The organism is Streptomyces sp. NPDC002057 (assembly GCF_040296665.1).
In the GTDB taxonomy this organism is placed as follows: Bacteria; Actinomycetota; Actinomycetes; order Streptomycetales; family Streptomycetaceae; genus Streptomyces.
Genome location: NZ_JBEOXR010000035.1, coordinates 18936 through 41817, shown reverse-complemented (window position 1 = coordinate 41817; position 22882 = coordinate 18936). Strand labels below are relative to the sequence as shown.

Sequence of the window (22882 nt, the reverse complement as noted above, 5' to 3'; positions counted from 1 at the left end):
TCTACAGTCCCTTGATCGTGATCGTGACGGTGGAGCCCTCGGGGGCGGTGGAGCCGCCCTCCGCGGACTGGCCCGCGACCGTGTCGCCGAGGTAGGGGAAGGACTTCTTCACCTCGACCTCGAAGCCCGCGTCCTCCAGGGCCGTCCGGGCGTCGTCGGTCGTCTCGCCCGTGACGTCCGGGACCTCGACGAGCCGGGGGCCCTTGGAGACGGTGAGGGTGATCGTGTCGCCCTCGGCGGCCCGGCTGCCCTCGGCGAGGGACTGGGCGGCGACGGACCCGGCGTCCTCGGCGGAGTGGATCCGCTCCGGGGCGACCACCACCTTGAGCCCGGCGTCCTGGAGCGTCGCCGTGGCTCCGGCCACGGTCTCGCCGGTCACGTCGGGCACGTCGACGGGCGAGCCCTTGCTCACCACCAGCGCGACGGCCGAGTCGGGGGCGCGCTCCGTGCCGGGCTCGGGGTCGGAGCTGATCACCGAGCCCTGCGGGATCGCCTCGCTGAACGCGGTGGTGATCACCCCGGCCGCGAGCCCCTGCTGCTCCAGGGTGCGCCTGGCCTCGGCGAGCGGCTTGTTCTTGAGGTTCGGGACCTTCACGATCTCCGGACCCCGGGAGAGGGTCAGGGTCACCGTGCCGTTACCCCGGAGGCGCTCGCCGGGGGCCGGGTCGGCGGCCATGACGGTGCCGCGCTCGTACACGTCGCTGAACGCGCGCTCCGTCGTGCCGACGTCGAGCCCGGCGTCCCTGATCCGCTGCGTGGCCGCCGCCTCGGACTGGCCGAGCACGGCGGGGACCCGGGTGAACTGGCCGGAATTGATGTACCAGACACCGGCGCCGAGACCGAGGGCGAGCAGGACGCCGAGGACGAGGAGGAGGGGGCCGCGCGGGGGCAGACGGCGGCCGGCCGGGGGAGGCTCCGGGGCCGGCAGCCGGTTCGTGTGCAGCACCTGCTGGTCGTCATGGGCCACCGCCGCCGGTACGGCGCGGGCGATCACGCTGGTCCGGTCGTCGGCGGTGTCCCGCGCCCCGGTGCCGCTCGCCCGCGGGGGCATCGCGTCCAGCTGCTCGTCACCGAGCGCGGCGCGGGCCTCCCGGAGGACGGCGAGCAGGGCGACGGCGTCGTACGGGCGGACCTCGGGGTTGCGGGCGGTGGCGGCCGCGACCAGCTCGTCCAGCTCCAGGGCGAGCCCGGGGACGGCGGCCGACGGGGCGGGCACGTCCGTGTTCAGGTGCTGGTAGAGGACCTGGGCGGGGGTGTCGCCGGCGTGCGGCTTGCCGCCGGTGAGCATCTCGTACAGGACGACACCGCAGGCGTACACGTCGGCGCGGGTGTCGGCGGTGCCGAGTTCGATCTGTTCCGGCGCCAGGTACGAGACGGTCCCCAGGACCGAGCCGGTCGTCGCGGTCGCCGAACCCACGGCCCGCACGAGGCCGAAATCGGCCACCTTCACCCGGCCGTCGTCCCCTATCAGGACGTTCTCCGGCTTCATGTCCCGGTGCACGAACCCGGCCCGGTGCGCGGCGCCGAGGGCGGCGAGCACGGGCTCCAGGATGTCCAGCGCGGCCCGGGGCGCGAGGGCGCCGCGCTCGCGCAGGACGTCACGGAGGGTGCAGCCGGCGACGTACTCCATCGCCAGGTAGACGTACGCGCCCTCGGCGCCCTGGTCGAAGACGCCGACGACGTTGGGGTGCGAGAGGCGGGCGACGGACTTCGCCTCGCGGATGAACCGCTCGACGAACGCGGCGTCCGTCGCGAGGGCCGGGTGCATCACCTTGAGCGCGAGGATCCGGTCCAGGCGGGTGTCGACGGCCCGGTAGACCGTGGCCATCCCGCCGACGGCGATGCGCGCGTCGACGCGGTAGCGGCCGTCGAGCAGCCGCCCGACGAGGGGGTCCTGAAGGGTCGTGTCCACGGCGACGAGTCTACGAGCCGTGGGGGTGGGTGCCGCGCGGGCGGCGGGGTCTGCAGCGCACCTGTGACGAGCACCGCACGATGCCGCCGGACCCTGCGGCGGCGCGCCGCCCGCGGCGTCCCGGCGGGCCGGGCCCCGCTGCCCCACCGGCTCGGGCCGGGCCCCGCTGCCCCACCGGCTCGGGCCGCGTCCGCGCCTGGCCGCTGGTGTGGGCTGCGCCCGCGCGCTCTCCCCCCCCGTGTGGGCAATCGTCCCGCTGGGGCGGGACGGGTGGGCACACGGGACGGCGCGCTCGGCGGCGCCTCCGCCCCTTGTGCCTCGACCCGCACCAGACGTGCACCGAACCACGGGGTGCGGGTCGGGGCGCGGAAGCCTGGGCCCGGCAAGGGGCGCCGTTCCGTTGTGCCCACCCGTTCCGCCCCAGCGGAACGAATGCCCACAACGGGGGGCCCAACCCCGCCGGCCCACCGGGGCGCGGCCCGGTGGGGTGGGCGTCGCCGCGTGGGGTCAGAAGGCTGGGCGTTCCGGGTCCAGGTGGGGGCGGCCTTCGTGGGGGGACGACGCTTCCGCGAAGTGGCGGCGGGGGATGCGCCCCGCCCGGAAGGCGAGGCGCCCCGCCTCCACCGCGTGCCGCATCGCCGACGCCATCAGCACCGGCTCCTGCGCCCGCGTGACCGCCGACGCCAGCATCACCGCCGCGCACCCCAGCTCCATCGCGAGCGCCGCGTCCGACGCGGTGCCCGCGCCCGCGTCGAGGATCACCGGGACCCCCGCCCGTTCGGTGATGAGCTGGAAGTTGTGCGGGTTGCGGATGCCGAGGCCGGAGCCGATGGGGGAGCCGAGCGGCATGATCGCCGCGCAGCCCACGTCCTCCAGCTTCCGGGCGAGGACCGGGTCGTCGTTGGTGTAGGGGAGGACGGTGAAGCCGTCGTCGACCAGGGTCTCGGCCGCGGCGAGGAGTTCCTCCCCGTCGGGCAGGAGGGTCCGCTCGTCGGCGACGACCTCCAGCTTGATCCAGTCGGTGCCGAGCGCCTCGCGGGCGAGCCGGGCGGTGAGGACCGCCTCGCCGGCCGTGAAGCAGCCCGCCGTGTTGGGCAGGACCCGGATGCCGAGCCGTTCGAGGACGGAGAGCACCGAGCCCTGGACGGTCGGGTCCAGGCGCCGCATGGCGACCGTCGTCAGCTCCGTACCGCTGGCGATCAGGGAGCGTTCCAGGACGTCGAGGCTGGGTGCCCCTCCGGTGCCCATGACGAGGCGCGAGGAGAACTCCGTACCGCCGAGGGTGAACACGTCGTCGGACATCGCGCTCAACCCCCCTGCACCGCGGTGAGGACCTCCACCCGGTCCCCTTCGCCGAGCAGCGTGGAGGTCCACTCGCCGCGCGGGACGACGGTCTCGTTGAGGGCGGCGGCGACCCCGGAGCGGGCCGAGGTCAGGGTCGCCACGAGGGCGTCGAGGGAGACGGGGCCGGAGAGCACGCGGGCCTCTCCGTTCACGGACACGTTCATGCGGGCTGCTCCTGACGTGCGGGGGAGAAACGGCGGGGGGTGAAGGGGCGTGCCTCGTCGGGGAGGACGCCGGTGGTGAGCACCTCGGCCATGACGTCGCCGGTGACGGGGGTGAGCAGGACCCCGTTGCGGTAGTGGCCGGTGGCCAGGTGCAGGCCGGGCAGGGCGGTGGGGCCGAGCAGCGGCGCGTTGTCGGGGGAGGCGGGGCGCAGGCCGGCCAGGGTCTCGGTGAGGGGCAGCTCGGTGATGCCGGGGACGAGTTCGTGGGCGTCGCGGAGCAGCTCGTACACCCCGCCCGCCGTGACCGTGGTGTCCCAGCCCAGCTCCTCGCTGGTGGCGCCGACGACGAGTTCGCCGTTCGCGCGGGGCACCAGGTAGACGTGGCTGCCGCGGACGACGGCCCGGACCGTCCGGGAGAGGAAGGGGGCGTACGGGGCCGGTACCCGCAGGCGCAGCACCTGGCCCTTGACCGGGCGCACCGGCGGAAGCACCTCGTCCGGCACGCCCGCGAGGCGGCCGCTGAGGCTGCCCGCGGCGAGGACGACCTGGTCGGCCGTCAGCTCCTCGCCCCCGGCGAGCACGGCGCCGCGCGCCCGGTCCCGTACCACCGTCAGGCTCTGCGCGAGGGTGCGGTGGAAGACCACCCCGGCCCGTTCGCAGGCGGTGAGGAGCGCGGCGGCGAGCCGGCGGGGGTCGACCTGGTGGTCGCCGTCGACCCGCAGCCCCCCGCGGACGCCCGGCGCGAGCATCGGTTCGAGGCGGCGGCACTCGCGGCCGCTGAGCCACTCCGAGGTGAGCCCGCTGCGGGTCTGCAGGGCGTGCAGTTCGCGCAGGTGGGCTCGGTCGTCGGCGTCGAGGGCCACGGCGAGGGTGCCGCAGGCGCGGTAGCCGACGTCGTGACCGGTGGACTCCTCCAGTTCGGCGACGAAGGCGGGATAGCGCGCGGCGGAGGCGAGGTTGAGCCCGAGCAGGGTCTCCTCGCCGTAGTGGAGTTCGGTGACGGCGGCGAGCATGCCGGCCGCGACCCGTGCGGCGCCGCCGCCCGGGTCCGGGTCGACGACGGCGGTGCGCAGGCCGCGTCGCGCGGCCCGCCAGGCCGTGACCAGGCCGATGATGCCGCCCCCGACCACGAGGACATCGGAAGAACGCATGGGCGTCCAGCCCCTCCCTTCGCCGGCATGACCCGGATCAGGTTCGTACGGTCGGAGGCCGTCCCAGCCTCCCTCTCAGCCCGGTGCGTCCGGGCTCCCGCGAGTGCTTTACGCCCGCCAGACTAGCTTCCGCCTCCGGGGGGCCACAGACCCCTCCCTTCCTGACGGTTCGTCAGATGCGTAAGGTGGTCGGGTGAGCGAGCAGAAGCAGGCACAGCAGCATGTCGTGATCGTCGGCGCCGGGATGGCGGGCGTGCAGACCGCCGTCGCCCTGCGCGAACAGGGCTTCACCGGCCCCGTGACCCTCATCGGGGCCGAGCCCCACCAGCCCTACGACCGGCCCCCGCTCTCCAAGGCCGTCCTCCTCGGCAAGGCCGAGGGCTCCGCCTTCGACATCGACTTCGAGGGCCTCGACATCGAGCTCCGCCTCGGCCTCGACGTCACCGGCCTGCGCGCCGCCGACCACGAGATCGACACCGAGAGCGGCCCCGTCCGGTACGACGTCCTGGTCGTCGCCACCGGCGCCCACCCGGTCCTGCTGCCCGGCACCGAAGGGGTCCCCGGGGTCCACCTCCTGCGGACCCTCGACGACGCCGTCCGCCTCGGCCCCGTCCTGGAGAACCGCCACGACGTCGTGGTCGTCGGCGCCGGCTGGATCGGCGCCGAGTTCGCCACCGCGGCCCGCTCGGCCGGCTGCGCCGTCACCGTCGTCGAGGCCGCCGACCGCCCCCTCGCCGGAGCGCTGCCCGCCGAGGTCACCACCCCCATGGCCGAGTGGTACGGGGAGAACGGCGCCGAACTCCTCACCCACGCGCGCGTGGACACCGTCGAGCCCGGAGCGCCCGGCCGGGTGGTCCTCGCCGACGGCCGCGAACTGCCCGCCGACGCCGTCGTCGTCGGCATCGGCGCCCACCCCGCCACCGGCTGGCTCGCCGGCTCCGGCATCGCCCTCGACCCCAGCGGCGCCGTCACCGCCGACGAGCGGCTGCGCACCTCCCTGCCCGATGTGTACGCGGTCGGCGACTGCGCCTCCTTCCCCTCCGCCCGCTACGGGCACCGCCTCCTCGTCCACCACTGGGACAACGCCCTCCAGGGCCCCCGCACCGTCGCCGCGACGATCACCGGGGCCGAGTCGGGTCCGTACGACCCCGTGCCGTACTTCTGGTCCGAGCAGTTCGGCCGCTTCGTCCAGTACGCCGGTCACCACGCGGACGCCGATCGGCTGCTGTGGCGCGGCGACCCGGCGGAGCCGACCTGGTCCGTGCTCTGGCTGCGCGCCGGGGTGCCGGTCGCCCTGCTCGCCGTCGGCCGCCCCCGCGACCTGGCCCAGGGCCGCAGGCTCATCGAGAACGCCACCGCCGTCGACCCCGTGCGCGCGGCGGACCCCTCCGTCCCCCTGAAGGCGGCGGCCGTCTAGCGGGTGTCCCGGGGGCCCGACTACCGACTGTCGGTCCGGGATGGCAGGCTTGTCCCGTGACCGAGATTGACGTGAAGATCGATGCGCTCGTCCCCGCCTGGCTCTACGTGCCCGACATCGCGGAGATGCTCGACATCGAGGTGACGCGCGTGCGACAGCTGATCAGGGATGGTCAGCTCATCGCCGTGCGCCGTGGAGAGAACAACGCCCTGCAGATCCCCGCCGCCTTCATCCAGGGCGACAAGATCGTCAAGGGCCTCGTCGGGCTCCTGACCGTGCTGCGGGACGACGGCTTCAACGACGAGGAGATCCTGGAGTGGCTCTTCACTCCGGACGAGAGCCTGCCGGGCACGCCCGCGCAGGCGCTCAACGAGAACCGCGGCACGGAGGTGAAGCGCCGCGCCCAGGCGCTCGCCCTCTGACGCGCCGCTCTCCGACGCGGCGCCCTCCGGCGCGGCCCGCCCCGGAGCGGCCCGTCCGAGGCGGCCCGCCCGGCGGGCCCTGACCGACGCGGCCCCATCCGGCGCGCCACCGAAGACACCACCGGCGGGAGACGCGGCGACCGGCCCCCGAGGGCCCGGCCGCCGCGGCCCCGCGCCACCGGCGGGGGACTCTCCCCGCGCCACCGACCGGGGGACTCTCCCCCGTGCCACCGACGGGGGACACCCCCCGCGCGACCGACCGGGGGGACCCACCCATGCCCACGCCTCGTGAGCTGCTCGCCGACGCCCGGCTCTACCTGTGCACCGACGCCCGGAAGCGCCAGGGCGACCTGCCCGACTTCCTCGACGCCGTGCTCTCCTCCGGCGTCGACATCGTGCAGCTCCGCGACAAGGGCATGGAGGCCGGCGAGGAGCTGGAGCACCTCGCGGTCTTCGCCGAGGCCGCCCGCCGGCACGGCAGGCTCCTCGCGGTGAACGACCGGGCCGACGTCGCCCACGCCATCGGCTCCGACGTGCTGCACCTGGGTCAGGGCGACCTGCCCGTGCCCGCCGCCCGCGCGATCCTCGGCGGCCGTGACGACGTGCTGATCGGCCGGTCCTGCCACGCCGAGACCGAGGCGGCCGCGGCCGCCGTCGAACCGGGCGTCGACTACTTCTGCACCGGGCCCTGCTGGCCCACCCCCACCAAGCCCGGCCGGTACGCCCCCGGGCTCGACCTCGTGCGGTACGCGGCCGGCCTGGCCCAGGACCGGCCCTGGTTCGCCATCGGCGGCATCGACGAGACGAATCTGGACGAGGTCCTGGACGCCGGAGCGCGCCGGATCGTCGTCGTCCGGGCCATCACCGAGGCCGCCGACCCGGCCGCCGCGACGGCCGCCCTCGCCAAGCGGGTCAGGGAGCGCGCGGGGGCGTAGGGGGTGTCGTGCCGCCCGGCGGGCCCGGGAGACGTCCGGAGGATCCTCCGGCGAACCGCCCGGCCGCCTGTCCGAAAAGGTGTCCATCACTCGGACAGCGTGTACGCCGCCCGCCGTACCCCGTCTAACCTGCCCGTATGGCCCTTGGTACCGCTTCCGTCCGTTCGGACCGCGCCCGCACGGTCCGCGAGATCCTCGCCTCCGGCGGCACGTCGTACTCGTTCGAGTTCTACGCGCCCCGGACCGAGAAGGGCGAGCAGGTCCTCTGGAACGCCATGCGCCGGGTCGAGGCGGTCGGCCCCAGCTTCGTCTCCGTGACCTACGGCGCCGGCGGGACCACCCGCGGCGGCACCGTCAAGGCCACCCAGAAGATCGCGGCCGACAGCACGCTCACCCCGGTCGCCCACCTGACGGCCGTCGACCACTCCGTCGCCGAACTGCGCAACATCCTCGGCCAGTACGCCGACGCCGGAATCCGCAACATGCTCGCCGTCCGCGGCGACCCGCCGGGCGACCCGCTGGGGGAGTGGGTCGAGCACCCGGAGGGCGTGAAGTACGCCGCCGACCTCGTCCGGCTGATCAAGGAGTCCGGCGACTTCTGCGTCGGCGTCGCCGCCTTCCCGGAGATGCACCCCCGCTCCACCGACTGGGACACGGACATCCGGCACTTCGTGGACAAGTGCCGCGCGGGCGCCGACTACGCCATCACCCAGATGTTCTTCGACCCGGAGAACTATCTGCGGCTGCGCGACAGCGTCGCGAAGACCGGCTGCGAGACCCCGATCATCCCCGAGGTCATGCCCGTCGTGAACGTGCGGACCCTCGACCGGCTGCCCCAGCTGAGCAACGCCGCCTTCCCCGCGGATGTGAAAGAGCGCATCCTCGCCGTCAAGGACGATCCCGCCGCTGTACGCTCCATCGGTATCGAGTTCGCGACGGAGTTCTGCGCGCGGCTGCTCTCCGAGGGTGTCCCCGGACTGCACTTCATCACGCTGAACAGCTCCACCGCGACGCTCGAGATCTACGAGAATCTCGGACTGCACCAGCAGTCGTGACCGGTCGTACCCGCCCCGACCCGCGGCGGTGACCGTGGAGAGGGGCGGCGGGGCATGGGGTGGACGGTCCTCTACATCGCGTTCGGCGTGGTCGCACTGTGGCTGCTGGGGGAGGTGCTCCTCCAGTACAAGGCGCGACTGCGCTGGCGGGTGCTCGCCTTCTGCGGCTTCCTCGGCGTGGTCGTCGGCGTCCTGCTGCCCTCGGTGGCGGTGATCATCGCCGGGGCGGTCGCCTTCGCCGTCGGCCAGACCTATGTGACGCTCTCGTTCCGCCGCGGCTTCTCCACCGGCTGGGCGATCGGCGGCAGTCCGGGCGCGAGCCGTCGCCGCCGGTCCGGTGGCGCGGCGCAGGCCGGACCCACGCTGGAGGTCACCGAGCTCTCCTACGACGGCGGGGACACCTCGTACGCCGCCGCGGAGGGCTCCGGTGAGCCGTCCGCCGCGGAGACCACCGATGTCTACGAGCCGCTGCCGATGCCCGACGAGACCGGCCAGTACGGCGTCTACAACCTGGGCCAGAACGCCGGCCACGACCCCGGCCACGGCGCGGCCCAGACCCCCGGCACCGGCTACGAGACGGGCTACGGGACGGGATACGAGCCGCAGTACGACCCGCAGTACGACCCCTACGCGCCCGCGTACGACCAGCAGCAGCCGGCCTACGAATACGGCCAGGCCGCCGGGCAGCAGCAGTACGCCGCCTACTCCGACCCGTACATCGGCCCGGGCACGGACGGTCAGCAGTACGGCTCGTACTACGGCGATTCCTCCGCGCCCTCGTACACCTACGACACGCCGCCCGGCGGGGTCTGGGTCCCGCAGCAGCGCGACACCGACGAGCCCCCGCAGCAGCCGCAGGCCCCGAGCCCGTACGGCTACGAGCCGCACCCGGACGACCAGCAGCAGTACCGGTACTGAGTGACCGCGGGGGCCCCGGCGAGTCCGGTGCCCCCCACCCCCCTCGGGGCGAGGCCCCGCCTACTGGGAGCCGCGGAACTCCGCGCCCTCCACGATGAATCCCGCCACCAGCGCGCCCGACATCCCCGCGTGGGCGAGCCCGCCGCCCGGGTGCGACCAGCCGCCCGCGAACCAGAGACCCGGCAGCGGCGAGCGGTTGTCGGCCGGAAGCAGCGCGCCGGCCGCCCCGGCCAGCGCGGGCCCCGGCACCTCGGCGACGCCGGTGTCCCGCCGGACGTCCTCCGGCGTGCGGACGTGCTGCCACAGCAGCCGCTCCCGCAGCTCCGGGACCACCCGCCCGGCCGCCTCGACCATCCTCTCCGCGAACGACCGCCAGTCCTGCTCCGGAGCCGTACGGACGGTCGACGTCACCGTCACCGCCTCGTGGTCCGGGTCCGGGCGCAGCGCCGGGTCGTCCGGACGCAGCACGGTCACCGTCGGCCGCTCGCCCTCCGCGTGCACGACCGCACGGTGGACCGCGTCCGCCTCCCGGGCCCCGCGCAGGGCCAGACAGACCGTCACCCGGCTGGTGCCGAGGGGCTGGAAGCGCGGCAGGTCGTCACCGCGCTCCCACGCGACGACATGGTCGCGGTAGAGCGCGGGCACCGGGGCCCCGGCGACGACGTGGTCGGCCTCGACCGTCCCGCCGTCGGCCAGCCGGACCCCCACCGCTCGGCCGTCCTTCTCCAGGACGTCCTCCACGGGCGTGTCGAAGACGAACGCGACACGCCGCTTCAGGCACCGCTCGTACACCGCGTCGGCGAGCGCCCGAAGGCCCCCTCCCACGTACCAGCTGCCGAAGGTCTGCTCCATGTACGGCAGGACGGCGGCCGAGGCCGGGGCGGTGGCCGGGTCGAAGCCGTAGGACCACGCGTACGCGTCGAGCAGCGCGGCGAGCCGGGGGTCGCGCAGTTCCCGGGCCCCGACCTGCGCGAGCGTCGTGGTGGGCCGCCGCAGCAGGCCCGGCTTCAGGGCCGGGTACGGCTCACGGGCCACCGGCGCCGGGTCGGCCGGCAGCGGCTCCTCCAGAAGCGGGCGGCGCGTGCGGTCCCAGGCCTCGCGGGCCCGCACCAGGAAGTCGCCCCAGCGCGCCCCCGCGCCCGCGCCGAGCGCCGCGTCCAGGGCGGCGACCGTGCCGGCCCGGGAGGCGTTGGGCAGGTCCACGCGGGTGCCGTCGGCGAAGACATGACGGCTCGCCGGGTCGACCTGCGTCAGCGCGACGCACTCCTCCAGGGGTTCCCTGCCGGTCTTGACGAACAGGTCCCGGTAGACGGCGGGCAGGTGCAGCAGCCCCGGGCCCGTGTCGAAGGCGAAGCCGTCCCGCTCGAAGCGGCCGACCGCGCCGCCGTACGTCGGCCCCCGCTCGTACACCGTCACCTGGTGGCCCGCCACGGCCAGTCGGGCCGCCGCCGCCATGGCGCCGAGTCCCGCGCCGATCACCACAATCCGTGCCATGCCGGCGACTTTATCCGGCGCGCCGGACACCGCCGGAGGCCCGGTGGGGTCTCCCGGCGGGGCGGGCGGCGGGCGGGGTCAGAAGTGCTCCGACCCGTCGTCGGACGGCGGTCGTGCCCGGGTGCGGGCCTCCACGTCGGCGAGGCGTCTCTCCTCGCGGTGCTGGGCCCTGCGGCGCAGGAAGCGCCGGATCCTCTTGGCGAGGAAGACCAGTATCGCCAGGCCGAGGGCGAGCAGGACGGCCGCGATGACCGCCGCCGCCACCGGATGGAAGAGCGCGAAGGTGACGATCGCCGCCACCCCGAGGTCCTCGGCCAGGCTCAGGGCGACGTTGGAGAACGGCTCCGGCGAGGTGTTGACCGCCATCCTCGTCCCCGCCTTGACGAAGTGGCTCAGCAGGGCCGTCGAGCCGCCGACCGCACCCGCCGCGAGCTCGGGGATCGAACCGTTCTGCCCTGCCAGCAGGGCGCCGACCACGGCCCCCGCGATCGGCCGGATCACGGTGTGGACGGAGTCCCACATCGAGTCGACGTACGGGATCTTGTCCGCCACCGCCTCGCACAGGAAGAGCACGCCCGCGACGACGAGGACATCGGTGCGCTGCAAGGACTCGGGCACCTCGTCGGTGAGCCCGGTCGCGCCGAAGACGCCGAACAGCAGGACCACCGCGTACGCGTTGATCCCGCTCGCCCAGCCGCTGGTGAACACCAGGGGGAGTACGGACACGCCCGCGATCGTAACCACGTCTGAGTATCCGTACCTAGGGGGCGAGATGAGTAGGTACGCGGATGGGCGCGGGACCGCCGGGACGGAAGAGTGGGGTCCACGGAAGGGGCGCGGCCCCGGGTACCGCCGGCACGGGGCTGCGGAACCGGGGTCGCGCGTCTGACGTGACGGGGCACGGGGGTGTCACGGGGGAGTACGAGGAAGGCCGGTACGACGGGGCTCGGGGGGAACGAGCCGCGCCGGACCGGCCTTCTCGCCGTTCCGCCGTCCTGATCCTGGTCGGTCAGGCCGGTTCCGTGCCTGTCCGCCTGCTTCCGGGCCCTAGCAGCCGCCCACCCGGCCGTGCAGCAGCCGCGAGAGCGCCGCGTGCACGTCGTCGAGCGACCGCTCGCTCTGGAAGGCCTGCCAGTCGAGGGCCGCCACGAGCACCATCCCGACCAGCGCCGCCGCCGTCAGCTGGACGTCGATCTCCTCGCTCAGCTCACCGGCCGCGACCCCTTCGCGCAGCACCCCCTCGACCACCGCGACGGCCTCCTGGCGGACCACCAGGAGCGTCGAGTTCCAGGCCCGGTTGGTGCGCCAGAGCTCGGCCACGTACAGCTGGGTGAAGGCCGGGTAGCGGTCGATGAAGACGAGGCCCGCCCGGATCATCGCGTCGAGCGCGTCGATCCGGCTGCCGCCGCGCTCGGCGGTCTCCTGCTCCGCCGCCCGCAGCGAGGCCGTCAGGAGCGACACCCCGTGGCGCAGCAGCTCCTCGAAGAGCTCGGTCTTGCTCTTGAAGTTGTAGTAGACCGTGCCCTTGGCCACGCCGGCCCGCTCGGCGATCTCGTCCACCGTCGTCGCGGAGAAGCCCTGCTCCGCGATGAGGGTGACGGCCGCCTCGTAGAGCTTCGCGCGGGTGGCCTGGCGTCGGGTGCTGCTGCTGTCCATGGGATCGATTCTCACAGGTGTCGCGGGTGTCACCGGCCCCGTCTCACAGGGTCAGTTCGGGGTGGAGCCGGTCGAGCGTCCAGACCTGCCGCTTGCGGGCGGAGACGGCGGTCAGGGCCAGGGCGCCCAGGGTGAACGCGGTCAGCACCGCGCAGGCCTGCCAGACGGGCCCGATCCCGCCGCCCGTGATCAGCCGGCGCAGCGCCTCGACCACGTAGCTCATCGGCAGGAAGGGGTGCACGGCGTTGAAGAAGCCCGGACTGGTCTGTACGGGGTACGTGCCGCCCGCCGAGGTCAGCTGGAGCATCAGGACCGCGAGGACCAGGATCCGGCCGGCCGCGCCGAAGCGGGCGTTGAGCCACTGGATGATCGCGGAGAAGCAGCAGGTGACCAGGGCGAGGAAGCCGACCGTGCCGGCGGCCCGGTCCATCTGGAGGCCGAGGCCCCAGTGCAGGACCGACATGAGGGCGGCGACCTGGAGGACGCCGATCGCCGCCACCGGGAGCCAGCCCGCGAGGGCGATCCGCCAGGCGGAGCCGCCGGCGGCGAGGGCGCGCCGGTTGAGCGGCTGGATGATCATGTAGGCGACCATCGCGCCGACCCAGAGGGAGAGCGGGATGAAGTACGGGGCGAAGCCGGTGCCGTAGTTCGGCGCCTTGTGCAGCGACTGGGAGGCCAGCTGCACCGGGTCGGCCATGACCTCCGTACGCCGGTCGCGGTCCTGCCGGTCGTAGTCGGGGATCTGCTCGACCCCGTCGTGCAGACCGCCGGCCAGCTGCCCGGAGCCGTCGGCCAGCTTGAACAGACCGCCGTCGAGGTCGCCCGCGCCCTTCTTGAGCTTGCCGACGCCCGTGTCCAGGTTCACCGAACCGGTCTTCGCGTCGGTGAGGCCCGTGTGCAGCCGGTCCGCGCCCGCCGCGACCTTCTTCGCGCCCGCGTTGAGCTCGTTGATCTTCCGGATGGCGTCCTCGACGTCCTCGTCGAGGTGCGGGGCCCGGGTGGCCAGCTCGTCGGCCTGCTTGGTGAGCTTGACGAGCCGCGCGTCCAGGGTCTTGAGGTCGGCGGTGCTGCCGCTGGTCAGCTCGTGCACGTCGTCCGCGATGGTGGCCACGTCGTCGGCCGTGACCGAGGCCTCCTTGAGCTTGGCGCAGATCGCTGCGTCGGCGTCCGGCTTCAGCTCGCACTGCTCGCGGTGGATCGTCGCCAGGCCGTCGTCGGCCTTGTGCGCGGCGCTGCGGACCAGCGGGGCGCGCCGCACCAGGTCGTCGAGGTTGTGGCGGACGGCGGTGGCGGAGTCCGAGACGAGACGGGCGGTGTCGCGGATCGACTTGCCGTTGTTCGCCAGATAGGGGCGGACCTTGTCGGCGGTGCCGTTCACCTTGTCGGCGAGGGTCTGCGTGCCGTTCGCGACCTTGCGGGAGCCGCTCTCCAGGTCCTTGGCGCCCTTGTCGAGCTTCTTCAGGCCGGTGGCCAGGTCGCCGCTGCCGGTCTTGGCGTCCTTGAGGCCGTCGGCCAGGTTCTTGGAGCCCTTCTTCGCCTTGTCCACGCCCTGCTTGAGGTCGTCCGCGCCCTTGGCCGCCTTCGCGGTGGCGTCGTGGATGTCGGAGAAGGAGATGAAGATCTTGTCGAGGAAGCTCCGCGAGGACTTGGTGGAGGCCGCGGTGCGGACCTCGGAGAAGACCGTCCGGGATATCTGGCCGACGATGTAGTTGTTGGCGTCGTTCGTCCGCACCCGCAGGGCGCCGGTCTCGGGGGAGTCGCCGGAGCTGGAGGCGATGCGCGAGCTGAAGTCGCCGGGCATGGTCAGGGACAGGTAGTACGTGCCGTCCTCGACGCCCTTGCGCGCCTCGGCGTCGCTCACCCGGTGCCAGGCGAAGGTGTTGCTCTCCAGGAGCCCCTTCGTGAGGTCGTCACCGGCGTTGATCTTCTTGCCGTCGGCGGTGGCACCCCGGTCCTCGTTGACGAGGGCGACGGGGATCTTGTCGAGCCTGCTGTACGGGTCCCAGAAGGAGTACAGGTACAGGGCGCCGTACAGCAGGGGCAGCAGCAGGATCGCGACGAGCGCGGCGCGCGGCAGCTTTCCCCTGCCGAAGCGCTTCAGCTCAAGCGCGGCCAGTTTCGGCGAGCGCATCGGCCGCCCCCTCCTCGGTCGTGTCTTCGGTTGACCGCGGCGCGGGCTCGGGCGCCGGGCCGGGCTTCGGGTCGGGCTTCGAGTCGGACCCCGACTTCGGTCCGGACTTCGGCTTCGGGTCGGACCCGGACCCGGACCCGGACCCGGACGTGGGTTCCGGCGCGGGCTTCGGGTCGGGCTCGGGTTCCGGCTCGGGTGTGGCGTCGGCTTCCGGCGTCGGCTCCGCCGTGCCGTCGACCGTGGTGATCCGCAGGGCGTCACCGGGGGCCTCGGCGCAGACGGCGAGGACGGTCGTCCCGGAGTCCGCCACCGAGCGCAGCAGCGCCCAGGCCTCGGCCCGGTCGGCGTCCGAGAGCTTGAGGTCCGTGTCGTCCACGGCCAGCAGCCGGGGACGGCCGATCAGGGCCAGGGCGATCGAGAGCCGGAGCGCCTCGAGGCGTTCCAGATCCCGTACGGAGGTCCGCCCGGCCTTCGGCAGCGTGTCGAGGTCCAGTCCCGCGGCCGCCAGGGCCTCGTCGATCCGGGCCCTCTTCGCCGCGGCGCGCTCGGACGGGCGCCGCAGGAGGGCCCGTACGGCACCGTCGTAACGGCGCTGGAGCAGGGCCCGCTCGTTCAGGTGCTCGGCGACCGTGAAGGCGGGGTCCAGTTCGCTGACGCCGGGAACCTGCCCGAGGGCGCTGATCCGGCGCACCCCGGCCATCTTCCGGGGCAGGGGGAGGCCACCGACCTCGGCGGTGCCCTCCTTGGCCTTCATCCGGCCGGTGAGCGCGAGCAGCAGACAGGTGCGGCCCGAGCCCGACGGCCCCTCGATCGCCACCAGCGAGCCCGGCCCGGCCCGGAAGGACACCTCCCGGAAGGCCCAGCCGCGCGGCCCCTTCAGTCCGAAGCCGTCCGCGACCACGGCGGCGCCGTGCGGCCCGTCCTCGGCTTCCGCTCCCACGGACCCCACCCCCATTCCCCTTTTTAAACTGACTGGTCAGTCCAAAAGTTACCCCTGAGAAGGGTTCCCAGGCAAAACCCCAGGTCAACCGGATTGTCAGTGGGGTCCGTCACGATGGACACATACGGCCACTACGCCGTCACGCGACGACAGGAGGACTCGTCATGGCAAGCCCTTCCGCAGCAGCCGCGCCCCGCCGCCGTCCCGCACCCACGCAGACCGGACCCGCGTCCGACATCCACCCCGTCCCGCGCCGCGCCACCGCCCCGCCCGCCGCCCTCGACCTCCTCGCCAAGGCCCGCGCCGGTCTCGTCGAGGCCGCCGCGCTCGACCTCCCCCACGAGCGGTACGCCGCCGCCCACCTCGCCGCCCTGCGGGCCGCGGCCGCCGTGCTCGCCGCCCGGGCCAGGCCCGAGACCGGCCCCCGGCGCCGGCAGCGGATACGGAGCGCCTGGGAGCTCCTCGCCGAGCTGGCCCCCGAGCTGACCGAGTGGAGCGCCCTCTTCGCCTCCGGCGCCGAGCGCAGGGCCCGCGCCGAGGCCGGTATCGCCGGCGCGGCGACCCGGCGCGAGGCCGACGACCTGCTCAGGGACTCCGCCTACTTCCTCCGCCTGGTCGAGCGGCTGCTCGTCCTCCAGCCGGTCCTGCCCCGCCAGCCCGGGGCGGACGAGGCCGGAGGATGATCCGAAAGGCGGGTCCCAGGCCATAGGGTGGGGGCGTCCGTACCCGTCACCGAGGAGTCAACAGCCGTGCCGGACCCTTCCCCTGTCTTCGGTCGAGAGGCGACCTCGCGCCCGTCGCGCGCCTCCCTGCGTACCGCCGTCGTCTGGGACGTCCTCAAGGACGCCCTCGACCGCCGGGTCGAGGCCTCCGGGAAGGACGGCCTCGACGTCCTCGACACGGGCGGCGGCTCCGGGAACTTCGCGGTCCCCGTCGCCCGCCTCGGCCACCGGGTCACCGTCGTCGACCCCAGCCCCAACGCGCTCTTCGCGCTGGAGCGCCGGGCCGCCGAGGCCGGCGTCGCCGACCTCGTCACCGGTGTCCAGGGCGACATCAGCGGTCTCTTCGACGTCGTCGGGCGCGAGGGGTACGACGCCGTGCTCTGCCACGGCGTCCTGGAGTACGTCGACGACCCCGCCGAGGGCGTACGGAACGCGGTCGCCGCGCTCCGGCCCGCCGGCAGCCTCAGCCTGCTCGCCGCCGGAGTCGGCGGCGCCGTCCTCGCCCGCGCCCTCGCCGGACACTTCACCGAGGCCCGGACCGCGCTCTCCGACCCGGCCGGCCGCTGGGGCGCGGGCGACCCCGTACCCCGGCGCTTCACCGCCGAACAGCTCACCGAGCTGGCCGACGGGGCCGGACTCGACGTCGGCGCCGTGCACGGAGTCCGGGTCTTCGCCGACCTCGTCCCCGGCGTCCTCGTCGACACCGAGCCCGGCGCGGCGGAGGCCCTTCTCAAGCTGGAGGCGGCCGCCGCCGAGCTGCCCTCCTTCCACGCCATCGCCACCCAGCTGCACGTTCTGGGCGAGAAGCGAGCCTGAGCAGGACCGCCACCCGTTCGGCGGTGCGGGCGGCGCGCTCCACGGAGTACGTCACAGCCCGCCCGGTAACCGGCTCCGCCCCGTATGATCGGGGGACAGCATCCGGCATGACGGAGGAGGGGCTGGGGAATCAACGCCTCAGCAACCGATCCGCATGGCGGCCCGGCTTGGCTATTCGGCATTGAGGGCGGGTTTCACGGGGGCGATTCCCTGCCTATCCTGAAAGGGCCGCAAACCGGTCGCCCCCGCGACCGACGACTAGGAGGACTCCGTGCCGCTCTCGGAGCACGAGCAGCGAATGCTCGAGCAGATGGAGCGAGCGCTGTACGCCGAAGATCCCAAGTTCGCGACAGCGCTCGAGGGAAGCGGACTGCGTACGTACACCCGGCGACGGGTCTACCAGGCAGTCGCCGGCTTCCTGGTGGGTATCGCGCTCCTCATGGCCGGAATGGTCGCACAGCAGATCTGGATCAGCGTGGTGGGATTCCTCGTCATGCTGGGCTGCGCGGTCCTGGCGGTCACCGGATGGCGCAAGGCGCCGAAGCCGGGTGAGCAGCAGGCCAGTGGTGGAACGGCGGCCGGTGGCCGTCAGACCCGGCAGCGACGCTCCATGATGAACCGCATCGAAGAGCGGTGGCAGCGCCGCCGCGACGAACAGCAGGGCGGCGGCCACTGACGGCCCCCTGAGCGGAGGCCCCGCACCCTCTTACCCGACCGAGCCCCGTGGCCGCGCGTCCGCGCGATGCCCCACGGGGCTCGGTCGTCCGCGTGCGGCGCCCCCTTGGGTCGCGGGACGCCGCCCCGCCGGGCCGGCGCACCCCGCTCCGTGGTGGCCACGACAGCGAGTGGCCCCGCACCCCACCACGGGGTGCGGGGCCGCTCGCCGCTGTCAGGTTGTTTCGCGCGGTGTGCGGCGGAACGGCGCCGTCGCACGGGTGAGCAGGGCCTGGCGGCGGGTCGACCACTCCGTCGTCGTCTCCGCGAGGCGCGCCGCCGCCGCCCAGCGCAGACGGGCCGCCGAGCGGGGCGCCAGGGCCGCCCGGAGACGGGTCCGGCGGTCGGCCGCCGTGTGGAAGCCGGCCCGCACCCGGGCGGCCTCCTCCGCGAGGCCCGCGACAGGACGGGGCGAAGGCGCGTACAGCACCTCCTCCACCGCCCGTGCCACCCGGTGGACCGCGTCCGCCGCGTCGCCGCCCAGCTCACCCAGGCGCACGATCCGCGCCGCCGTCCTCCTCGGCGTACTCGACTCGTCCGGTTCGACCCCGTAGTCCCAGGCCGTGTCGTTGATCTCCTGCCAGACGGCGAGCGTCCGCGCCGCCGTCTCCTCGGGGCCGCGCGTCCCGCCCGGGCCCAGCCGCCGTGCCCGGACCCGGGTCCGCCAGAGCAGGGGGAGGAAGGGGAGGGCGAGGACGACCAGCGCCCCGAGCGTCACCAGGACCGCCGTCAGGGGGTCCGGACCCGAACCGTCCGACTCCGCGCCGGCGACCGCCTCGTCCGGACCGCAGTCACCGAGCCTCCGCATCTGGGGCGTGCAGCTCTCCGAGGCGCTCGGCGCGGCGGACGGCTGCGCCGACGCGCTCTGCTGGGGCCGGGCGGGGTCGCTGGCCGTACCCGAGGGCGTGGTGTCCCGGGTGTACGCGGGGGTGGAACCCCGCGAGGGCGTCGGCTCGAACCGGGTCCACCCCGCACCCTCGAAGTACAGCTCGGGCCAGGCGTGCGCGTCCCGGATGCCGACCGAGACGGAGCCGTCGGTCTGCGTCGTGCCGGGCATGAAGCCGACGGCCACCCGGGCCGGGATGCCGAGCGAGCGGGCCATCGCCGCCATCGTGAAGGAGAAGTGGACGCAGAAGCCCCTCTTGTCCTTCAGGAAGCGGGAGATCGCCTGCACCCCGGTGCCGGACTCCACCTTGACGTCGTAGCTGAAGCCGCCGTCCCGGGCGAACCAGTCCTGGAGCTTCACCGCCTGCTCGTAGGAGCCGCGCGCGTCCTTGGTGATCTCGCGCGCGGTCTCCTTCACCTCGGCGGGCAGCGACACCGGGTACCGGGTGTACTCGCGGCGCAGCTTGGCCGGCGGCGGTCCGGCCGCGGCGAGCTGGTCGGCCGTCGGCTGTACGTCCAGGCTGGAGACCTGGTAGCGGGCGCCACCGGTGGTCTGCTTGTCGTCGCCGACGAGCATCCGGCCGGCCGGCTCGTACCGCCAGCGTCCGCCGATGTCGACCCGGCCGGCCGGGTACGGCATCGGCAGCCACTTCTGCTCGTACGACTCGGAGGCGACGAAGTTGCTGGTCACCTCGGTGACCTTGACGTCCTGGGAGAGCCCCTCCGGCCAGGGCAGCCGCTTGGGCACGTCCTCGATCGGGCGGACCGAGGACTTCCACGAGGTGCCGTCGAACTGGTCGAGCGCGACGAGCCGCAGGTACAGGCCGGAGGTGTCGCGGGCGTTGGTCCGGTAGCGCAGGACCTCCCGGTCCTCCGGCTGGCGCAGGTTGTCCTGGAGGGAGACCAGCGGGTTCACGGCCGAGATGGTGCCGCCCCTGCCGGCGCCCCCGGTTCCCTCGCCGTCGCCGCCACCGCCGAGGAGTCCGCCGGTGAAGCCGGGCAGCGCCAGCGGCACCACCATCGCGACGCCCATGGCCACGGCGCCGATCCGGCGGCCGGTGCGGGCCGGGGCGAAGGCGTTGCCCCCGGCGCCGGCGGCCGAGCTGGGCCGGCCGGGGCGCGGGGCGCCGCCGAAGACCCGGCCCCAGGCGGAGAGCCGGTCGCGGCTCTCGGCGAGGAGCAGCAGCAGATAGCCGGTGGCGGCGAGGAGGAACCAGAGCCAGCCCGCGCCGCCGCCGGAGAGACCGGCCGCCACCGAGTACAGGGCGAGCAGCGGAAGACCCGCCGGGGCCGCCTTGCGGAAGGTGACCGCCAGGGTGTCCACCAGCAGGCCGATCGCGACCACGCCGCCGACCAGCATGAGCCGGATGCCCTCGGTGTCGGGGGCGGGGACCGCGTACCGTCCGACGTCCTCGGCGCCGGCCCGGAACAGGTCGGCGGCGTGCGTCAGGGCCTGCGGTCCCGGCAGGAACCAGAGGATCGCCTGTTCCCTGGCGAAGATCGCGGTCAGCGCGACCAGGGCGACCACGACCTGCGCGAGCAGGGTCAGCGGCCTGGCCAGCGGTGCCCGGCGGGCCAGCGTGCCCACCCCGCTCACCAGGGCGAGGACGAAGGCAGCTGTGAGGATCCACGTCGCCGGCTTCACCAGGGGGAGCAGCGCTCCGGCCGCCGTCAGGGTGGCGCCCCAGGCGGCCAGCGTCAGCCGTGCGCGCCCGCTCATGACCATCCTCCGTAGGTTTCGGCCGCGGACTCCGCGCGCACGCCGGCCGCCTGTTGCCACAGGTCGGCGAGCCGCGCCCCGGGAGGTACGGCCAGTGCCGTCCAGCCCGCCTCGCGCAGCTGCTGTATCCGGTCCTCGACGGCCCCGGTGGCGGTGCCGCCGGTCAGCCAGCTCTCGGAGTCCAGGACGAAGGCGACGGCCGCTCCGGCGCGGCCGCGCATCCGGGCGGCGAGGGCCGCCTGCTCCTCGTCGAGGTCCCCGAGGAAGGCGATGAGGAGCCCTTCGTCGCCGCCGCGCAGAATGTCGGAGGCGCGGGAGAGGCTGCCGCCCTCGGAGTGGTCGACGACCGCGAGGGTGTCCATCATCAGCCCGGCCGATTCGGCCGAGTCCTGGGCCGAGGCCGCGAAGCCCTCGGAGCCCTCGCCGGGCACCGAGCTGCCGGTGTCGGTGACGAGCCGGACGGCGTAGCCGCGCTCCAGCATGTGGACCAGGGAGGAGGCGGCCCCCGAGACCGCCCACTCGAAGGCGGCGTCCGGGCCGACGCCCTGGTAGGCGATGCCGCGGGTGTCCAGGAGGACGGTGCAGCGGGCGCGTTGCGGCTGCTCCTCGCGGCGGACCATCAGTTCGCCGTAGCGCGCGGTGGAGCGCCAGTGCACCCGGCGCAGGTCGTCGCCGTGGCGGTAGGCGCGCGGAATGATGTCGTCGTCGCCGGCGAGGGCGAGCGAGCGCTGCCGCCCCTCGCCGTGCCCCGAGGCCTCGCCGGAGAGCTTCACCGGCGGCAGGGCCTCGGTCCTGGGCACCACGGTCAGGGTGTCGTAGGCGCTGAAGGAGCGGGTCAGCTCGCACATTCCGAAGGGGTCGTTGAGCCGCAGCTGGAGCGGGCCGAGCGGGAAGCGGCCGCGCAGGTCGGAGCGGACCCGGTAGGACACCTCGCGCCGCCCGCCCGCCTCGACCCGGTCGAGGACGAAGCGGGGGCGGGGGCCCAGCATGTACGGCACGTGGTCCTGGAGCATGAGCAGCCCGGTGGGGAGCTTGGAGACGTTCTCCATCCGCAGCTGGACCCGGGCCTCGGAGCCCGCCTCCACCCGCTGGGGGGTGAGCAGGCGGGAGGTCGCGACCCGGTAGCGGGTGCGGTGCAGCACGAGGACGCAGATCAGCGGCAGGGTGGCGAGCAGCAGGCCGACCCGGAGCAGGTCGGCCTGGCCGAGGACGTACGCGCACGCGGCGGCGGCCACCCCGGCGGCGAGGAAGGAGCGGCCACGGGTGGTGAGACCGCCGAGGGCGGCCCGCAGACCGCCCCGGTCGTCCTCGTCGTCACCCCGCTGTCCGTCGGGCACGGCAGCGGCTCCCATCACAGCCGCCGGGCGCCGGGCTGCTGGCCGTAGAGCGGTCCGGCGGGCGGGGCCGCGGCCGGGACGGGGGTGCGCTGCAGGATGTCCTGGACGACCTGCTCGGCGGTGCGCCGGTTCAGCTGGGCCTGCGCCGTCGGCAGCAGCCGGTGCGCGAGGACCGGCGCGGCGAGGGCCTGGAGGTCGTCGGGCAGCACGTACTCGCGGCCGCTGAGCGCGGCGGAGGCCTTGGCGGCCCGCAGCAGGTGGAGCGTGGCCCGCGGGGAGGCGCCGAGCCGCAGATCGGCGTGGGTGCGGGTGGCGGCGACGATGTCGACCGCGTACCGGCGCACGGCCTCGGCGACGTGGACCGCGCGCACCGCCTCGATCAGCTTCAGGATGTCGTGGGCGTGGGCGACCGGCTGGAGGTCGTCCAGCGGGGAGACCGAGCCGTGCACGTCGAGCATCTGCAGCTCGGCCTCGGCGCTCGGGTAGCCGATGGAGACGCGGGCCATGAAGCGGTCGCGCTGGGCCTCGGGCAGCGGGTAGGTGCCCTCCATCTCGACCGGGTTCTGCGTGGCGACCACCATGAACGGGCTGGGCAGCTCGTAGGTCTGGCCGTCGACGGTGACCTGGTGCTCCTCCATGGACTCCAGGAGCGCGGACTGGGTCTTCGGCGAGGCGCGGTTGATCTCGTCGCCGATCACGATCTGCGCGAAGATCGCGCCCGGCTTGAACTCGAAGTCCCGGCGCTGCTGGTCGAAGATGGACACGCCCGTGACGTCCGAGGGCAGCAGGTCGGGCGTGAACTGGATGCGGCGCACCGAGCAGTCGATGGACCGGGCCAGGGTCTTGGCCAGCATCGTCTTGCCGACGCCGGGGACATCCTCGATGAGGAGATGTCCCTCGGCGAGCAGCACGGTCAGCGAAAGCCGTACGACCTCGGGCTTGCCCTCGATCACGCTCTCCACCGATCTGCGGACCCGCTCCACAGTGGTGGTCAGATCAGTGAGGCTCGCTCGATCGTCATAGGTCGTCACCCGGCCCTCCTCGGCCTTCAGGAACACACGGACACCTGCCCCCGGTGGAAACGTCGGGGGGTGTCACGAGCATTCTTGTTCGCATGGCCGGGTCGTGTCACTTGCCCGCGGACATGCG

General features: G+C 74.1%; 20 protein-coding genes and 1 riboswitch. Of the genes, 8 read left to right on the top strand and 12 right to left on the bottom strand.

Features of this window, described 5'->3' with window-relative positions:
* Position 1: 1 nt before the first annotated feature.
* From pknB to thiO, 4 genes are all read right to left on the bottom strand, one after another.
* Positions 2–1912 carry a Stk1 family PASTA domain-containing Ser/Thr kinase gene (gene pknB / locus ABT129_RS24855; protein WP_351905544.1) on the bottom strand — a complete coding sequence of 637 codons (1911 nt, stop codon included), beginning with the start codon at positions 1910–1912 and terminating at the stop codon, positions 2–4.
* A 507-nt stretch (positions 1913–2419) separates the two neighbouring features.
* On the bottom strand, positions 2420–3214 hold the full coding sequence (locus ABT129_RS24850) for a thiazole synthase (protein ID WP_351905541.1): 795 nt from the start codon (positions 3212–3214) through the stop codon (positions 2420–2422).
* A 5-nt stretch (positions 3215–3219) separates the two neighbouring features.
* On the bottom strand, positions 3220–3420 hold the full coding sequence (gene thiS / locus ABT129_RS24845; RefSeq protein ID WP_351905538.1) for a sulfur carrier protein ThiS: 201 nt from the start codon (positions 3418–3420) through the stop codon (positions 3220–3222).
* Positions 3417–4571, bottom strand: a complete 1155-nt coding sequence (gene thiO / locus ABT129_RS24840; RefSeq protein WP_351905535.1) for a glycine oxidase ThiO — start codon at positions 4569–4571, stop codon at positions 3417–3419. The genes thiS and thiO overlap by 4 nt, the downstream gene beginning before the upstream one ends.
* Positions 4569–4682: riboswitch (TPP riboswitch) on the bottom strand. (Overlaps the previous gene by 3 nt.)
* Positions 4683–4764: 82 nt before the next feature.
* Here thiO and ABT129_RS24835 point away from each other — a divergent pair.
* The 5 genes from ABT129_RS24835 to ABT129_RS24815 all read left to right on the top strand — a co-directional run bounded on the left by ABT129_RS24835 (position 4765) and on the right by ABT129_RS24815 (position 9318).
* Entirely contained in the window at positions 4765–5988 is a 1224-nt protein-coding gene (locus tag ABT129_RS24835) for an NAD(P)/FAD-dependent oxidoreductase (RefSeq protein WP_351905532.1), read from the top strand.
* A 56-nt stretch (positions 5989–6044) separates the two neighbouring features.
* Complete coding sequence (locus tag ABT129_RS24830) at positions 6045–6410, top strand: Rv2175c family DNA-binding protein (RefSeq protein WP_351905529.1); 366 nt, start codon at positions 6045–6047, stop codon at positions 6408–6410.
* A 275-nt stretch (positions 6411–6685) separates the two neighbouring features.
* On the top strand, positions 6686–7345 hold the full coding sequence (gene thiE / locus ABT129_RS24825) for a thiamine phosphate synthase (protein WP_351905526.1): 660 nt from the start codon (positions 6686–6688) through the stop codon (positions 7343–7345).
* Positions 7346–7482: 137 nt separating this feature from the next.
* The gene (gene metF / locus ABT129_RS24820) at positions 7483–8400 is read left to right on the top strand and encodes a methylenetetrahydrofolate reductase [NAD(P)H] (protein WP_351905523.1); all 918 of its coding nucleotides are present in this window, start codon (positions 7483–7485) and stop codon (positions 8398–8400) included.
* A 54-nt stretch (positions 8401–8454) separates the two neighbouring features.
* A complete protein-coding gene (locus ABT129_RS24815; protein ID WP_351905520.1) occupies positions 8455–9318 on the top strand; it encodes a hypothetical protein in 864 nt (287 codons plus the stop codon).
* 60 nt (positions 9319–9378) lie between these two features.
* Here the strand turns inward: ABT129_RS24815 and ABT129_RS24810 are convergent, their stop codons facing one another.
* The 5 genes from ABT129_RS24810 to ABT129_RS24790 form a co-directional block, all read right to left on the bottom strand.
* The gene (locus tag ABT129_RS24810; RefSeq protein WP_351905517.1) at positions 9379–10812 is read right to left on the bottom strand and encodes a phytoene desaturase family protein; all 1434 of its coding nucleotides are present in this window, start codon (positions 10810–10812) and stop codon (positions 9379–9381) included.
* Between the two features lie 78 nt (positions 10813–10890).
* Positions 10891–11538: a DUF4126 domain-containing protein gene (locus tag ABT129_RS24805; protein ID WP_351905514.1), complete on the bottom strand. Its 648-nt coding sequence runs from the start codon at positions 11536–11538 to the stop codon at positions 10891–10893.
* A gap of 321 nt (positions 11539–11859) precedes the next feature.
* Entirely contained in the window at positions 11860–12468 is a 609-nt protein-coding gene (locus ABT129_RS24800) for a TetR/AcrR family transcriptional regulator (RefSeq protein WP_351905511.1), read from the bottom strand.
* Between the two features lie 43 nt (positions 12469–12511).
* Complete coding sequence (locus tag ABT129_RS24795) at positions 12512–14599, bottom strand: YhgE/Pip family protein (protein ID WP_351905508.1); 2088 nt, start codon at positions 14597–14599, stop codon at positions 12512–12514.
* Positions 14571–15539, bottom strand: a complete 969-nt coding sequence (locus ABT129_RS24790) for an ATP-binding cassette domain-containing protein (RefSeq protein ID WP_502981894.1) — start codon at positions 15537–15539, stop codon at positions 14571–14573. The genes ABT129_RS24795 and ABT129_RS24790 overlap by 29 nt, the downstream gene beginning before the upstream one ends.
* A 164-nt stretch (positions 15540–15703) precedes the next feature.
* Between ABT129_RS24790 and ABT129_RS24785 the strand changes: the two genes are divergently transcribed.
* The 3 genes from ABT129_RS24785 (at position 15704) to ABT129_RS24775 (ending at position 17753) form a co-directional block, all read left to right on the top strand.
* Positions 15704–16222, top strand: a complete 519-nt coding sequence (locus ABT129_RS24785) for an SAV_6107 family HEPN domain-containing protein (RefSeq protein WP_351905502.1) — start codon at positions 15704–15706, stop codon at positions 16220–16222.
* 66 nt (positions 16223–16288) lie between these two features.
* The gene (locus tag ABT129_RS24780; RefSeq protein WP_351905499.1) at positions 16289–17077 is read left to right on the top strand and encodes a class I SAM-dependent methyltransferase; all 789 of its coding nucleotides are present in this window, start codon (positions 16289–16291) and stop codon (positions 17075–17077) included.
* Between the two features lie 271 nt (positions 17078–17348).
* On the top strand, positions 17349–17753 hold the full coding sequence (locus ABT129_RS24775; protein WP_189830634.1) for an SCO2097 family morphological protein: 405 nt from the start codon (positions 17349–17351) through the stop codon (positions 17751–17753).
* Between the two features lie 213 nt (positions 17754–17966).
* Here ABT129_RS24775 and ABT129_RS24770 read toward each other — a convergent pair whose 3' ends face one another.
* Genes ABT129_RS24770 through ABT129_RS24760 form a run of 3 tightly spaced genes read right to left on the bottom strand, consistent with a single transcriptional unit; the run spans position 17967 to position 22764 of the window.
* A complete protein-coding gene (locus ABT129_RS24770) occupies positions 17967–20396 on the bottom strand; it encodes a transglutaminase TgpA family protein (protein WP_351905496.1) in 2430 nt (809 codons plus the stop codon).
* The gene (locus ABT129_RS24765; RefSeq protein ID WP_351905493.1) at positions 20393–21748 is read right to left on the bottom strand and encodes a DUF58 domain-containing protein; all 1356 of its coding nucleotides are present in this window, start codon (positions 21746–21748) and stop codon (positions 20393–20395) included. The genes ABT129_RS24770 and ABT129_RS24765 overlap by 4 nt, the downstream gene beginning before the upstream one ends.
* Positions 21748–22764 carry an AAA family ATPase gene (locus ABT129_RS24760; RefSeq protein WP_351905490.1) on the bottom strand — a complete coding sequence of 339 codons (1017 nt, stop codon included), beginning with the start codon at positions 22762–22764 and terminating at the stop codon, positions 21748–21750. Before ABT129_RS24760 ends, ABT129_RS24765 begins: the two co-directional genes overlap by 1 nt.
* Between the last annotated feature and the right edge of the window lie 118 nt (positions 22765–22882).

What these genes read in the sequence shown, in the direction of transcription:
- metF (WP_351905523.1), top strand. Translation starts at nt 7,483, where the DNA reads ATGGCCCTTGGTACCGCTTCCGTCCGTTCGGACCGCGCCCGCACGGTC.
- thiO (WP_351905535.1), bottom strand. Translation starts at nt 4,571, where the DNA reads ATGCGTTCTTCCGATGTCCTCGTGGTCGGGGGCGGCATCATCGGCCTG.
- ABT129_RS24770 (WP_351905496.1), bottom strand. Translation starts at nt 20,396, where the DNA reads ATGAGCGGGCGCGCACGGCTGACGCTGGCCGCCTGGGGCGCCACCCTG.
- ABT129_RS24800 (WP_351905511.1), bottom strand. Translation starts at nt 12,468, where the DNA reads ATGGACAGCAGCAGCACCCGACGCCAGGCCACCCGCGCGAAGCTCTAC.
- ABT129_RS24765 (WP_351905493.1), bottom strand. Translation starts at nt 21,748, where the DNA reads ATGGGAGCCGCTGCCGTGCCCGACGGACAGCGGGGTGACGACGAGGAC.
- ABT129_RS24795 (WP_351905508.1), bottom strand. Translation starts at nt 14,599, where the DNA reads ATGCGCTCGCCGAAACTGGCCGCGCTTGAGCTGAAGCGCTTCGGCAGG.
- ABT129_RS24810 (WP_351905517.1), bottom strand. Translation starts at nt 10,812, where the DNA reads ATGGCACGGATTGTGGTGATCGGCGCGGGACTCGGCGCCATGGCGGCG.
- ABT129_RS24785 (WP_351905502.1), top strand. Translation starts at nt 15,704, where the DNA reads ATGGCAAGCCCTTCCGCAGCAGCCGCGCCCCGCCGCCGTCCCGCACCC.
- thiE (WP_351905526.1), top strand. Translation starts at nt 6,686, where the DNA reads ATGCCCACGCCTCGTGAGCTGCTCGCCGACGCCCGGCTCTACCTGTGC.
- thiS (WP_351905538.1), bottom strand. Translation starts at nt 3,420, where the DNA reads ATGAACGTGTCCGTGAACGGAGAGGCCCGCGTGCTCTCCGGCCCCGTC.
- ABT129_RS24815 (WP_351905520.1), top strand. Translation starts at nt 8,455, where the DNA reads ATGGGGTGGACGGTCCTCTACATCGCGTTCGGCGTGGTCGCACTGTGG.
- ABT129_RS24850 (WP_351905541.1), bottom strand. Translation starts at nt 3,214, where the DNA reads ATGTCCGACGACGTGTTCACCCTCGGCGGTACGGAGTTCTCCTCGCGC.